The sequence below is a fragment of the Coriobacteriia bacterium genome (genome assembly GCA_018368455.1).
In the GTDB taxonomy this organism is placed as follows: Bacteria; Actinomycetota; Coriobacteriia; order Coriobacteriales; family UMGS124; genus JAGZEG01.
This window is the reverse complement of the sequence record JAGZEG010000008.1, coordinates 47,177-61,553: the sequence shown is the minus strand read 5'-3', so window position 1 is coordinate 61,553 and position 14,377 is coordinate 47,177. Positions and strand designations below refer to the sequence as shown.

At 66.3% G+C, this 14,377-nt stretch carries 9 protein-coding genes; 6 read left to right on the top strand and 3 right to left on the bottom strand.

All coding sequences use genetic code 11. The annotated features are described in order from the left end of the window. Positions 1-62 precede the first annotated feature (62 nt). Positions 63-1,316, bottom strand: a complete 1,254-nt coding sequence (locus tag KHZ24_06390; GenBank protein ID MBS5450828.1) for a hypothetical protein — start codon at positions 1,314-1,316, stop codon at positions 63-65. A 2,044-nt stretch (positions 1,317-3,360) separates the two neighbouring features. Here KHZ24_06390 and KHZ24_06385 point away from each other — a divergent pair. Further along, on the top strand, positions 3,361-3,906 hold the full coding sequence (locus KHZ24_06385; GenBank protein ID MBS5450827.1) for a prolyl oligopeptidase family serine peptidase: 546 nt from the start codon (positions 3,361-3,363) through the stop codon (positions 3,904-3,906). Between the two features lie 78 nt (positions 3,907-3,984). Then, on the top strand, positions 3,985-4,569 hold the full coding sequence (locus tag KHZ24_06380) for a carbonic anhydrase (protein ID MBS5450826.1): 585 nt from the start codon (positions 3,985-3,987) through the stop codon (positions 4,567-4,569). A gap of 456 nt (positions 4,570-5,025) precedes the next feature. Here KHZ24_06380 and KHZ24_06375 read toward each other — a convergent pair whose 3' ends face one another. Both KHZ24_06375 and KHZ24_06370 read right to left on the bottom strand, forming a co-directional pair. After that, entirely contained in the window at positions 5,026-5,766 is a 741-nt protein-coding gene (locus KHZ24_06375; protein MBS5450825.1) for a response regulator transcription factor, read from the bottom strand. An 80-nt stretch (positions 5,767-5,846) separates the two neighbouring features. Continuing rightward, entirely contained in the window at positions 5,847-8,627 is a 2,781-nt protein-coding gene (locus KHZ24_06370) for a sensor histidine kinase KdpD (protein ID MBS5450824.1), read from the bottom strand. Positions 8,628-8,958: 331 nt separating this feature from the next. Here KHZ24_06370 and kdpA point away from each other — a divergent pair, with 331 nt between their 5' ends. The 4 genes from kdpA (at position 8,959) to KHZ24_06350 (ending at position 14,320) form a co-directional block, all read left to right on the top strand. After that, on the top strand, positions 8,959-10,812 hold the full coding sequence (gene kdpA, locus KHZ24_06365) for a potassium-transporting ATPase subunit KdpA (GenBank protein ID MBS5450823.1): 1,854 nt from the start codon (positions 8,959-8,961) through the stop codon (positions 10,810-10,812). Positions 10,813-10,826: 14 nt separating this feature from the next. Further along, positions 10,827-12,914 carry a potassium-transporting ATPase subunit KdpB gene (kdpB, locus tag KHZ24_06360; GenBank protein ID MBS5450822.1) on the top strand — a complete coding sequence of 696 codons (2,088 nt, stop codon included), beginning with the start codon at positions 10,827-10,829 and terminating at the stop codon, positions 12,912-12,914. A 15-nt stretch (positions 12,915-12,929) separates the two neighbouring features. Then, positions 12,930-13,535 (top strand): potassium-transporting ATPase subunit KdpC, encoded by a 606-nt coding sequence (gene kdpC / locus KHZ24_06355; protein MBS5450821.1) that lies wholly within the window; start codon positions 12,930-12,932, stop codon positions 13,533-13,535. 410 nt (positions 13,536-13,945) lie between these two features. Beyond that, on the top strand, positions 13,946-14,320 hold the full coding sequence (locus KHZ24_06350) for an MGMT family protein (GenBank protein ID MBS5450820.1): 375 nt from the start codon (positions 13,946-13,948) through the stop codon (positions 14,318-14,320). Positions 14,321-14,377 lie beyond the last annotated feature (57 nt).

Here is a 14,377-nt window from a genome sequence, read left to right as displayed (position 1 = left end):
CGCCCATCTCCTTGCGAGGTGGGCGCGCTTTTTTGGCTGGGATGCCTGTGTTTCTCGCCAGGCTATGCGGCTTCGGCGGCGCCTTCGTCCGCCCCTGCGGCAGCGGGGTCCGCGTCTGTTGCGGTTGCGTCCGTGCCGCCCGTCGTGGTCGTTGTGCCTTGGGCCCCGTTGTCGGCACCTGCTTCCGTTCCGCCCCCGGCCGGCTCCTCGCCTGTATCGCCGTTGTTGGGTGCCGTCGCGTCGGTGCCGTCCTGCGCTCCATTGCCTTGGGCGTCGTCCGCGCCTGGCGTACTCCCGCTCGCAGGCTCCTGCTCGGGCTCGCCAGGGGTTGTCGTGGTGCCTGCCGCCTCCGGGGTGGGGGCGGCATCTGTGCCGGCGGGGGCAGTTGCCGGGGACTGGGCGTCGCTTGCGGATGCATCCGTGGACGTGGGAGCCTCGGGTGCCTGCTGGCTCGCTGCGGGCGCGATAAACGACGGGGGCCTGTAGCCGATGCCGTCGCCGGACGTGAGGACGTTGACGAGTACGAAGACGACGGCGACGGCGGCGAGGGCCGAAAGCACGGTCACGACGCCGATGAGCCTGTTCTTGCGTGCGATGGAGCGCGCCTGCGCCTCGTGGGTGGCGACGCTGGCGTAAGCGGATGGGCCTGCGTAGCTCGCACCCTGGCTGACAGAGGAGCGAGCGCCGTAGCTGCTCGGCATGGCGACCGTGCGATCGGGCGAGCTGCTGTTGCGCGCATGCGGGTTGCCTGCCGTGTAGGCTGCAGTGCTGGCGCGTCCGTACCCGCTGCCGTACGCCTGGGTGCGGCTGTAGCGTGCGGCGTCTCCTGAGGTGCGCTCGGTGCGCGTCCCCTGGCTGTACGCCTCGTTGGCAGCGGGATAGAGCGTTGCGCCACCCTCGCCCACGAGCATCGTGGGGTCGCGATCGAGGCTGTCGATAGCTGCGGTCGCCTCAGCCACGTCCGCCCGGTCGGCTTCGACTGACCAGGCAGCGGTGCCTCTTCCCTGCGCGTGCGCGCCGAGCTGGGGCTCCTCGATGCGTGCGAATTGGCCGACGTCGCCGGTCAGGGGCACCTCGCTTGCGGCTGCCTCGCCGGTGTCCTGTGCCTCGTCGTTGATGCCGAGACTCTGTTTGAGTGCATCCGCCGAGCCTGCGATCGCCTTCTTGTAGAGTGACGTCGACACGGCGCTGACGACGGAGCCGACGACGACGCCGATGAGCGAACCGGCAATGCCGATCTTTGAGGAGAGTAGAAACGAAGTCGCCGCAGCCAGGGCGCCGGCGGTCAGCTGCGCGAGCGAGAGATCCTTGAACAAGCCTTTCAAACCGCCATCACTTCCTCGGTTCTCAGGTCAAAGGCCCCTGTGGTGCGGCGCGTGACGGCAAGTTGGACGCGCCTCGGGGGCAGTACGGGCTTTCAGTCTACGACCGATTTCCGCTTCGTCACGAAGGCCTGACATCTCTTGAGAGGCTTTCAGCGGGCTCGGATGGGCATGCTTGACACGCTGACCTGTGTAGACGGCGCTGCGCGTTGGGCTTTGGCTGTTTTTGTGGCGAGGCGCGGGGTGCTGGGCGGGACGTGGCGAGGGCGTGACGTCTCGTACCCCGCGACGGCGAAGCCTAGATCGGGGCTACCATCTTGACGAGAACGATGAGACAAAAGGCGCGAGCGAAAGAGGGTATTCGATGAGCGAGGCCGCAGGCACGCAGGACGAGCGGGGGAAAGCCGATGGCGAGGGGGAGCCGACGACCGATGCGTCGCTCGTGACGCCGGGGGACCTGGGCAGTTACGCGTTCGTGCACGACGTTCGGGTGGCGTCTGACGGCTTGCATGCGTTTTACGAGCTGACGCGCGTCGACATGGAGGCAAACCGCTATCGCACGGACATCTGGTCGGTCGATGCCGCGACGAATGAGTCTCGTGCCCTGACGTCGTCAGGCGAGGAAGGTCACTACGAGGTGTGCGACGACGGGAGCGTCCTGTTCGTCTCGAAGCGCCGCTCGGCTGTGCGGACGAAGAGCGCGGGCTCCTCGGACCCCGATCTCTCTCGTGCCACGGAGCTGTTCCGCATCGACCCCACTGGTGGTGAGGCCCGGCTCGTCGCCACGATTCCCGATCTGGCCGTCAGCGACTGGCATCAGGTCGACGCCACGCGCTTTGTTCTACGCTGTCGCGAGAAGGCCGATGCATCCTCGCCTGTTGTCGAGATCGAGGAGGTGCCGTTCTTCGAGAACGGCGGCACGTACATGGCGGGCACGCGCTGGGGTCTGCGGCTGCTCGACCTTTCCCGCCTGGACGAGAGCCTCGTTGCGGGCGAAGACGCCCTGCGCCTGCTCACGCTGCCCGACGAGGAAGTCGACGACTGGGCGCTCTCCCAGGACCGCTCCTGCGTCGTCTTCGCATCGCGCCGCTACACGGGCCTGCGCCCCGTGACGGACAAACTGTGGTCGCTCGGTGTGACGGGCGTCTCCGGCGCTCGTACGCTTGTCGACGACGCTCCCTATCGACGCAGCATGCTCGCCCCGTTCAACGGGGGTGTGCTTTACCTGGCGACGGACATGTGCGCGCACGGGGTCAATGAGGACCCGCATCCCTGGTGGGCGCCGCTCGACGGTTCTGCTCTGCCGACGCGCATCGAGGAGAGCGAGCCCGACCTGTATTACGGGTGCGCCGTCGGCGGGGACTCCGCATACGGTGGGGGTCTCGAGGCGAAAGCGGCTGGTGACGCCTGGTATTTCCTGAGCACGGAGTTTGACAACGTTTATCTGCGTCGCATGGATGCCAGCGGGGCGATGACGCGCCTCGTGGACGAGCCTGGCGCCGTGAAGTGCTTCGACACTGCGAACGGCCATACGTTCTGGTACGTTGCCGCGCGTGGGTGTGACCTGCCTGAGCTCTACCGTCTCGATGCCGATGGGGACGCTGCGGCTCCCGCGCACGAGCGGCGCATCACGCACGCCTCTGATGCCCTTGCTGGCAAGCAGCTCAGCGCGCCCGAGGCGTTCACGTTCGAGAGCGGCGGCGACACGCTGACGGGCTACGTTCTCGCGCCGGCTGGTTACGAGCCCGGCGACGGCAAGACGTACCCGGGCGTGCTCGAGATCCATGGCGGACCCAAGGCGGCGTACGGCACGGTGCTCTCGCAGGAGATGCAGTGTCTGGCGGCGCGCGGCTACTTCGTGTTCTACACGAACCCGCATGGCTCGGCCGGCCACGGCGTCGCGTTCTCCGATATTCGCGGTCGCTATGGCCAGCAGGACTACGCCGATCTCATGGCACTCACCGACGAGGTTCTGCGCCGCTACCCGGCCATTGACGCCGGGCGCCTCGCCGTCATGGGCGGCAGCTACGGTGGCTTCATGACGAACTGGGTCATCGGGCACACGGATCGCTTCCGCTGCGCCAACTCCCAGCGCTCCATCGCCAACTACATGACGAAGTGCCTCGACAGCGATATCGGCTATTGGGTGAACATGCCGGAGACGACGGGGTGGCTGCCCGGCGCCGACGACGTCTCTGCCGATCCCGACGAGACATCTGTCCTGCCCATTGTGGGCGAGGAGAAGGTAGGGAGCGCCCTGGCGTTCGAGGGGGATAACCCCTGGCGCATCTGGGCGCAGTCTCCGCTGGCTTTTGCCGGGAACGTGCACACTCCGACGCTGTTCTTACATTCCGACGAAGACTACCGCTGCCCCCTGAACGAGGGCATGCAGATGTTCACCGCGCTGCAGCTGCGGGGCGTGCCGAGCCGCCTCGTCATCTTCAAGGGCGAGTGCCACGGGCTCTGCCGCTCGGGCAAGCCCCAAAATCGTGTTCGCCGGCTTGAAGAGATCCTCTCGTGGTACGAGCGCTGGCTTGGTGGAGAACCGGCAGAGGAGGGGACTCCCGCCGGGGCCGAGGCGTAACGGGCGCGCAGCCCGGGTAAATATACCCCACGTGTGAGCCGGGTTAGGAAGCATTGACTGAAACGGGATGGGGGCACCATGGGCGAGGGACACGAGATCGCGTTTCGCTGCACGCCGCAGGCGGCAAAGGACGTGCTTGCGTTGGGCAACGAGGCGTATGTGCGCGGCGGCGGAACGGGGCGGCGCGCGTCGGCTGTGCTGCGCACGAAGCTCGTGCAAGACGGGCAGCACCCCTACGCGGTCATCGTCACGTGCTGCGACTCGCGTGTGCAGCCGGTGAGCGCGTTCTCGGCCCAGCTCGGTGACCTGTTCGTGACGCGTACGATCGGCGGGTACGTCGGGCCGGTCGAGTCGGCGAGCGTGGAGTACGGCGTGGCTCATCTGGGCGCGCCGCTCGTCGTCGTGCTGGGACACACGCACTGCGGTGCCGTGCAGGCGGCGCTGGAAGGCGGGGCGACGGGCAACATCGCGGTCGTCGTCGACGACATCGCGGCAGCTGTGGGCGATACGAGCGACCCGCGCGAAGCGGAGCGCCGCAACGTCAGGCACTCCATAGAGCGCCTGCTCGACAACGAGCAGCTGCGTGCGCTTGCCGACGAGGGGCGCATCGAGATCTGCGGCGCGATGTACGACCTCTCCTCCGGCGTCGTCACCTGGCTGTAACCTCAACTTACGCGGCGCTCATTAGGTAGCGATTGCGGCCCGCACCCCGTAGCGTTGGGATGCGGGCCGTTTGCTGTCGAGGGACTTTTCTGCGCAGCCTATGCTGGTGTCATCAGGAGTAGATATGCAGATAAGCTGCGCTTGAACCGATGCTTCGGCCGACGGCGCTGCGGGGTGCTCCGCTCGGGTTCGCGGGCGCCTTGCAAGAGGGGGCTCGAAAACGGCCAAGATTCCCGGTCGTGTATATGCGTGTAGCCTCCCGGGTCGCCGCATGAGCGAGCGCCTGGTGAGGCCACATATCTTTACCTGCAGGTTTGCCGCGAGACGAATTGCACGGCTGCCAGACGGCTCAGATACGGCATGCACAACCGGGAATCCCGTCCACTTCCGGGCCGTCGCCTCGCGAAAGCGCGGCCGCTGACAGCGCGCCGCCGCGTCTCCCGGGGCCCCGCGCCCCTATGCCTCCGCGGCTCCGTGCGGCTCGTCCTCGCTCTCCACGCGCAGCATGCGATAGCCCACGCCGATGTGCGTCTGGATGAAGCGCGGGTGGCTCGGGTCGCGCTCGATCTTCTTGCGCAGCGTCGCCATGAACACGCGCAGGCTCGCGGTGTCGTTGTCCCACGAGCTGCCCCAGATCTGCCGCGTGATGTACGTGTGCGTCAGCACCTTGCCCACGTTGCGGGCCAGCAGGCACAGCAGCTTGTATTCGATGGGCGTGAGGTGCAGCTCCTGCCCGTCGAGGTAGGCGCACCCGGCCGCGTAGTCCACGCGCAGGTCGCCGTTCACGAACACGCTGCTTTCGGGGGCGCTCGCCGTCGTCATGCTCGCGCGGCGCAGGGAGGCTCGCAGGTGGGCGAGCAGCTCCTCCACATCGAACGGTTTTGTGAGGTAGTCGTCGGCCCCGGCGTCGAGCGCCTCGATCTTGTCCGAGCCCTCGGCGCGTGCGCTCACGACGATAATGGGCATCGTCGACCAGCTGCGTAGCTTGCGGATGACGTCGACGCCGTCCAAGTCGGGCAGGCCCAGATCGAGCAGCACGAGGTCTGGGTTGCGCGTCGCCGCCTCGGCTATGGCGACGGCCGCGTTGGGCGCCGTCACGAAGCGATAGCCGTGCGTCTCGAGCGTCGTGGCGAGCAGGCTGCGCACGGCCGAGTCGTCCTCGACGAGCAGCACGAGCGGCTTGGTATCTACGGTCATCGTCTCCCCCTCGGGGCGCACCGACGTCGGCAGCCCCCTCGTTCACTTCCGTACCTGTGGTTCCCCGCGCGCTGCCGCCCCTATGCCTCGCTGGCATCGGCACCGCGTGCCGCCTCCGTACCCGCGTTCCCCGTCGGCGCGCCGGGCACGTCCTCGACCGGCAGGTAGAACCGCATGATGCACCCGCGCGGATAGTTGTCGAGCACCTCGATCGTCCCACCGTGGGCCGCGATGACGGACTTGCACAGCGCGAGCCCGAAGCCCAGACTGCGCATTCCGTCGGCCGGGCGGGCAGTGTGCCCGGTGTAGAACATGTCGAAGATATGCCCCTTGTCCTCGTCGGGGATGCCGGGGCCGTCGTCTGCCACCTGAATCATCACGCGATCGTCGCGCCGCTGGGCGTCTACCGTGACCGTGCTTCCTCGCGGCGTGTACTTGAACGCGTTGTCGATGAGGTTGACGAGCACTTGCACGATGAGTGGCGCGTCCATGCGGGCCAGCAGCAGCTCGTCGTGGGGCTGCACCACCAGCTTGTGCTCCGTCTCCTGCGCCGTGCGCGTCACGTGCGAGACGGCCTCGTTCACGACGTCGTCGACGAGCTCGGCCTCCATGGAGATGTCCGTCGTGCCGTCTTCGATGCGTGTGACGGACAGCAGGTTCTCCACGAGGCTGATGAGCCACTGCGAGTCGGTGCGGATGTCGCGGCAGAGCTGCTGGCGGCGCTCGGCATCCAGCTTGTCGCCGTCGCAGAGCAACACGTCGGCCGCCCCGGAGATGGCCGTGAGCGGCGTGCGCAGGTCGTGGCTGATAGAGCGCAGCAGGTTGGCGCGCAGTTGCTCGTTCTTCGCCAACACGGCCGCCTCCTCGCGCTGCGTCGCGGCGCGGTCGCTCTCAAGGGCCAGGGCGCACTCGCCTAGGATGGACAGCACCATCGAGCTCTCGGAGGCGTCGAGCGCCCGGTGCCCGCGCAGCACGATGCCCGCCACGCCATACACGGCATCGTTGATGCGAATGGCCAGGTAGAGGCAGTGTGAGTTGGGCAGTGTCGATGTCGAGGCGCCCGCGTGCTTGTTGTTCTTGAACACCCACTGTGCCGTGGCCCGCTCGTTTTCGGACACGCAGGCGGCGTCGATGGGGCTCCCGTCGCGTGTGAACGTGCGCGGCTCGTCGACGTACTCGCCCTGCGGCAGGTAGATGACCACGTCGCGCCCCAGCAGCTTCACGAGCTGGCGCCCTGCGGCGTCGACGATCTCCCCGCTGCCTGTGGCCTGCTGGAGCATCTGGTTCGTCTCGAGCAGCACGCGCATACGAAACGCCGTATGGGCGGACTGCTCGGCGTGGCGGGCGAGGCGCGCCGTCAGCATGGAGGCGAGCAGGGCGGTCACGAACATGATGATGAACGTGGGGATGTAGGCCGGGTCGAATGCCATGAACGTGAAGCGCGGCTCGACGAAGAAGAAGTTGAACAGCAACACTGCGGCGGTCGATGCGACGATGGGGTAGACGCGGCTGAGCGTGATGATGCCCGTGAGCTGCGTGCCCAGCATGTAGATGGCGATGGCACTCGCGTCGGACAGGCCGTAGAGGTCGCCGATGGAGCTGGCCGCCGTCGACGCGGCCATGAGGGCGACGGTGATCCACGTGTCGCGCCATGTCATGCGGTGCGTAATGGGGCCGAGGCGGTGCCGGCGCGTCGGGTCCGTGATGTCGACGTGCTTCGTCGTGTCGGGGATGATGTAGACGTCCAGGTTGGGCGAGAGCTCAATGAGACGCTCCGTCAGCGGAGCGCGGTGAAACGGCGAGCGCCTCCCGAGCGTGCTGCGCCCCAGGACGACTTTCGAGACGCCGGAGAGCCGCGCGAACTCCGCGATCTGGAACGCCACGTCGTCGCCGTTGACCGTCTCGATCTTGGCGCCGAGCTGCTCTGCCAGGTTGATGTTCTGGCGCAGACGCTCTCGGTCCTCCTCGCCCATGTCGTGCATGGCGGGCGTCTCGACGTACAGGGCCGTGAACGTGGCGTGGAACGCGTGGGCCATGCGTGCGGCCGTGCGCACGCTCTTGGGGTTGGACGGCGAGGGCGAGACGCATACGAGGATGTGCTCGTCGGTGTAGTACTCGCGGTTCGACTTGGCGCGCGCCTCGTCGGACAGGCGGTTCACGCGGTCGGCGCAGCGGCGCAGGGCGATCTCGCGCAGGGCCGTGAGGTTCTCGACCGTGAAGAAGTTCGTGAGGGCCCGCCCCGCCTGGCGCTCCTGGTAGACCTGGCCGCTGTTGAGGCGGTCGATGAGGTCGGCCGGCTCGATGTCGACGAGCGTCACCTGGTCGGCGTCGTCAAACACGCGGTCGGGGATGCGCTCGCGCACGATGACGCCCGTGATGGAAGCCACCATGTCGTTGAGGCTCTCGATGTGCTGCACGTTGACGGTCGTGTACACGTCGATGCCGGCCTTCAGCAGCTCCTCGACGTCCTGGTAGCGCTTGGCGTGGCGGCTGCCCGGCGCGTTGGTGTGGGCCAGCTCGTCGACGAGCACGAGCTGCGGGGCGCGGGCGATCGTGGCGTCGAGGTCGAACTCCTGCAGCGTGATGTCCCCGTGGCTCACGGAGCGCGTCGGGATGCGCTTGAGGCCCCTCAGCTGCGCCGTCGTCTGCGGACGGGCGTGGGGCTCCACGTAGCCGACCACGACGTCGACGCCGCGGGCCTTCGCGGCCTGGGCGGCGCGCAGCATCGCGTACGTCTTGCCGACGCCGGCGGCGTACCCAAAGAATATCTTGAGGTGGCCGCGCATCTTTGCGCTGTCCTCGCGCTGTATCGCCTTGAGCAGCTCGTCGGGATTCGAGCGGCCGGCGTCCTCTGCTGCCATGGTGAGCGTGTCCCGTCTCTCGTGCTGTGCCTGCGTCCTTGTGATCCAGCACGGGATTGTAAGCCCATACGCGACGCGCACGGCGGGCTCAAACGGGCGCCGAGCCCGGTCTTAATGCGGCCTTAACGCCACGTTGCCACCCCTAACGCCGTCTTTATCGACGGACTCGTTTACTAACAGAGTCAGGCGATAGGCCTTTGGGGCCCGTCGTGCGGCATATCGGTCTTTGAGGGAGGTCAGAGGTGGACATAGTCATTCCCGCAATAGGCATTGTGGCAGTGGCGCTCCTTGTCTACTACGTGTACGTGCTCATGAAAGGTGACGAGAAATGATGAACGACGTTGTGCAGGGCGTTCTCTACCTCGCCATCCTTGTGGTGCTGGCATACCCGCTCGGCGGCTTCATGAAGAAGGTCATGAACGGTGAGAAGAACCTGCTCTCCCCGGTCATGGGCCCGTGCGAGCGCGGTATCTACAAGCTGCTCCACATCGATGCGCAGGAGGAGATGAGCGGCAAGAAGTACACGCTGAGTGTCATTCTCTTCGCCGTCATCAGCTTCGTGTTCCTGTGGCTGCTCCAGATGGTGCAGGCCTTCCTGCCCGCCAACCCCCAGGGCCTGTCGAACGTGAGCTGGGACCTGGCCTTCAACACGGCCGCCAGCTTCATGACGAACACGAACTGGCAGGCGTACTCCGGCGAGTCGACGCTGAGCTACCTGTCGCAGTTCCTCGGCTTGACGGTGCAGAACTTCGTGTCGGCCGCCACGGGCATCGCCGTGCTGTTCGCCCTCATCCGCGGCCTGTTCCGTGTGGGCGGCAAGGGCCTCGGCTCCTACTGGGTCGACATGGTCCGCATCGTGTTCTACATCCTCATTCCGCTGAACTTCGTGACGACGCTGTGCATCGCGGGCGGCGGCGTCATCCAGAACCTGGCTCCCGGCCAGTACACGACGCTCGTCGAGCCCATCGCCGTGCAGTACGTCGACACCGATGACGACGGCGTGGCCGACTCCTACGAGCAGATCGAGGGTGCCACGATCGACGGCGACAAGGTCTACGACGCCGAGGGCAACGAGGTCGAGGGCGCGCAGATCGTCGACACGCAGTTCATCCCGGGCGGCCCGGCGGCCTCGCAGGTCTCCATCAAGCAGTCCGGCACGAACGGCGGCGGCTTCATGGGCGTCAACTCGGCGCACCCGCTTGAGAACCCCTCGCCGTGGACGAACCTCGTCGAGATGATCTCGCTGCTGCTCATCCCCGTCGCGCTGTGCTTCACGTTCGGCCAGGGCGTCGGCAACAAGAAGCAGGGCGTGGCCATCTTCCTGGCCATGTTCATCATGCTCGTGGCGTTCTTTGCCGTCATCGTCGTCAGCGAGCAGGCGGGCACGCCCCAGCTTGCCGACAACGGCGCCGTGAACATCTCGGCGACTGACGGCCAGGCCGGCGGCAACATGGAGGGCAAGGAGACGCGCTTCGGCATCATCACGTCCTCCACGTGGGCCAGCTACACGACGGCTGCCTCCAACGGCTCCGTCAACTCCATGCACGATTCGTACACGCCCATGGGCGGCCTGATCACGATGCTCCAGATGGAGCTCGGCGAGGTCATCTTTGGCGGTACGGGCTGCGGCCTGTACGGCATGCTCGCCTTCGCCATCCTGACCGTGTTCATCGCCGGCCTCATGGTGGGCCGCACGCCTGAGTTCCTCGGCAAGAAGATCGAGCCGTTCGAGATGAAGTGGGCTGCGCTGGCCTGCCTGGCCACGCCCATCGTCATCCTCGTTGGCTCCGGCATCGCCGCGCTCGTGCCCTCCGTGGCCGACTCGGTGAACTCCGCCAACGTCGGTGGCCCGCACGCCTTCTCCGAGCTGCTGTATGCCTACAGCTCCGGCGGCGGCAACAACGGTTCCGCGTTCGCTGGCTTCAACGCCAACACCGTGTTCCTGAACATCACGATCGGCCTCGTCATGATCTTCGCCCGCTTCCTGCCCATCGTCGCCATCCTCAAGATCGCCGACTCGATGGGCCGCAAGAAGAAGCTGGCCGAGACCGCCGGAACGCTGTCCACGACGAACGGCATGTTTGTGTTCCTGCTTATCCTCGTCGTGCTGCTCATCGGCGCCCTGAGCTTCTTCCCCGCCCTGGCGCTCGGCCCGCTGGCTGAGTTCTTCACCTGCGTCATCTAAGGAGGTCATACGCAATGTCTCATAGCAAAACTACGAGTACGGGAAATGCCCTCCACGATAAGAAGATGGTGACCCGGGCCATTCGCGACTCGTTCGTCAAGCTCAACCCCAAGACGCAGGCCGAGAATCCCGTGATGCTGCTCGTGTACATCTCGGCCATTCTGACGACGATCCTGTTCGTCATCTCGCTGTTCGGCGTGAAGGATGCCGACGCGTCCACGGGCTACATCCTGGCCATCGCCATCATCCTGTGGTTCACGGACATCTTCGCGAACTTCGCCGAGGCCATCGCAGAGGGTCGCGGCAAGGCGCAGGCCGACTCGCTGCGCGCCGCCAAGAAGGACGTCGACGCCAACAAGATTCCGTCGGTCGACAAGCGCGACCAGGTGAGTGTCGTGCCGTCTGCCTCGCTGAAGAAGGGCGACCTCGTCATCGTGAAGGCTGGCGAGCAGATCCCCGGCGACGGCGAGGTCATCGAGGGCGCCGCGTCCGTCGACGAGTCCGCCATCACCGGCGAGTCGGCCCCCGTTGTGCGCGAGGCCGGCGGTGACCGCTCGGCCGTAACCGGCGGCACCACGGTGCTGTCCGACTGGATCGTCGTGCGCATCACGAGCGAGTACGGCGAGAGCTTCCTCGACAAGATGATCGCCATGGTCGAGGGCGCCGCCCGCAAGAAGACGCCCAACGAGCTCGCGCTGCAGATCTTCCTCGTGGCGCTGTCCATCATCTTCGTGCTCGTCGTCATGTCGCTCTACGGCTACTCGCTGTTCTCGGCCAACCAGATGGGCATGGCCAACCCGACATCCATCACGGTGCTCGTCGCCCTGCTCGTCTGCCTGGCGCCCACGACGATCGGCGCCCTGCTGTCCGCCATCGGCATCGCCGGCATGAGCCGCCTCAACGAGGCCAACGTGCTGGCCATGTCGGGCCGCGCCATCGAGGCTGCCGGTGACGTCGACATTCTCATGCTCGACAAGACCGGCACGATCACGCTGGGCAACCGTCAGGCGAGCCGCTTCGTGCCCGTCGACGGCGTGAGCGAGCAGGAGCTCGCCGACGCGGCGCAGCTGTCCTCGCTGGCCGACGAGACGCCCGAGGGCCGCTCCGTCGTCATCCTCGCCAAGGAGCAGTACGGCCTGCGCGGCCGCACGCTCGAGGACAAGGGCATGGAGTTCATCCCGTTCACGGCCAAGACGCGCATGTCCGGTGTCGACTTCGACGGCAACGAGATCCGCAAGGGTGCTGCCGACGCCGTGCGCACGTACGTCGAGGCTGCGGGCGGCACGTACAGCAAGGAGTGCGACGAGGTCGTTAAGAGCATCGCCAACGAGGGTGGTACGCCGCTCGTTGTGGCGAAGAACCACAAGGTGCTCGGCGTCATCCACCTCAAGGACATCATCAAGCAGGGCGTCCAGGAGAAGTTCGCCGACCTGCGCAAGATGGGCATCAAGACGATCATGATCACGGGCGACAACCCCCTGACGGCTGCCGCCATCGCCGCCGAGGCCGGCGTCGACGACTTCCTCGCCGAGGCCACGCCCGAGGGCAAGCTCGATATGATCCGCGACTTCCAGAAGAAGGGCCACATGGTTGCCATGACGGGCGACGGCACGAACGACGCCCCCGCCCTGGCCCAGGCCGACGTCGCCGTTGCCATGAACACGGGCACGCAGGCGGCCAAGGAGGCCGGCAACATGGTCGACCTCGACTCGAGCCCCACGAAGCTCATCGACATCGTGCGCATCGGCAAGCAGCTTCTCATGACGCGCGGCTCGCTGACGACGTTCTCCATCGCCAACGACCTCGCCAAGTACTTCGCGATCATCCCGGCCCTGTTCCTGGGGCTCTATCCGGGCCTGGACGCGCTGAACATCATGAAGCTGACGTCGCCGACGAGCGCTGTGCTGTCCGCGCTCATCTACAACGCGCTCATCATCGTGGCGCTCATCCCGCTGGCGCTGAAGGGCGTGAAGTATCGCGAGGTCCCGGCTGGCAAGCTGCTCTCTCGCAACCTGCTGGTCTACGGTCTGGGTGGCATCATCGCGCCGTTCATCTGCATCAAGATCATCGACATGATCCTGACGGTCTGTGGTCTGGCGTAAGGAGGAGTTGAGACCATGTTCAAGAACGTACTCGTCCGCGCCATCACGACGTTCGTGCTGTTCAGCATCGTCTGCGGTATCGTGTTCACGCTCGTCATGACCGGTATCTCGCAGCTGGTGTTCAACAAGCAGGCCAACGGCTCCATCATCGTGGGCAACGACGGCGTGGCCTACGGCAGCGAGCACCTGGGCCAGGAGTTCACCGACGATGCCCACCTGTGGGGCCGCCCGATGAGCTACGACGTCAACACGTACACCGACCCCGACGGCAACATCGCCGTGTACGCCGGCCCGTCCAACGCCTCGCCCTCGACGCCTCAGTATCAGGAGACGATCGACGAGCGCGTCCAGGCACTGAGGGAGGCCAACCCCGACACGACGATGGACCAGATCCCGGTCGACCTCGTGACGATGTCCGGCTCGGGCCTCGACCCCGACATCTCGCCTGACGCGGCGGAGTACCAGGTGCCGCGCATTGCCAAGGCGCGCGGCATCAGCGAGGACGAGGTGCGCGCCGTCATCGAGAAGTGCACGGACGGCCGCTTCCTCGGCGTGTTCGGCGAGCCGACCGTCAACGTGCTCAAGGTGAACCTGATGCTCGACGGCAAGATTGACGCGTAGGAGCGGATAGGCGAGACATCTCGCCAATGCATGTGGCACCAACGGGGCGGGGCGCTCTCCAGGGGGAGGGTGCCCCGCCCCTTTTTGCGCGGCTTCTGCCTCGCGCGTGCTCAAATACTGCTTTTGAGGTCGTGCTGTGGCCAAAAGGGGTGAGGTATGCGAGTCCAGTTATGCTTCGCTGTCCCATCTGGTCCTGAGGTTGAAGACGCGACCTGCGGTTTTGTGCTGCTTGGGCATCTGCGGGGGACATGTTGGGCGGGATTGCGCCCCTGCGGCCTCGCATAGCTCGTTTTTTTGACCAGCCGGGAGCCTCTTTTCCAGTCTCTGCGCGCTAAACTGCAGTCTCGGCGGGCAAGCCGTGCCGCTCGGGGCTCGCTGGAGCTGGGCACGGCACGGAGAAGGGGCACGGCATGACAGGTTGGGCAGGCACGGACCGCGCGGGGTTCTTCGCGCGCGTGTACGATGCGGTCGAGCAGATCCCCTGCGGCATGGTCGCCACGTATGGCCAGATCGCCCGCCTCGTGGGCGCACCGCGCAACGCCCGCTTCGTCGGCTACGCGCTGCACGGCAACCCACGGCCGTGGGTGCCGGGAGCTGTTGGTAATCCGGCGGAGGGCTCCGGTACGCCGTGCCATCGCGTCGTATTCGCCGACGGGCGCATCTGCGAGGGTTTTGCGTTTGGCGGCCCCGATGTCCAGCGTACCCTGCTCGAGGCCGAGGGCGTCCCGTTCCGCGATGCCACCCACGTCGATCTCGCCGCCTGCCGCTGGCCAGTGGGGGCGTAGCTGCTCCGGTTGCCCGAGACGCATATCGGGCAGATAGAACCTTCCGAAACGGTAATG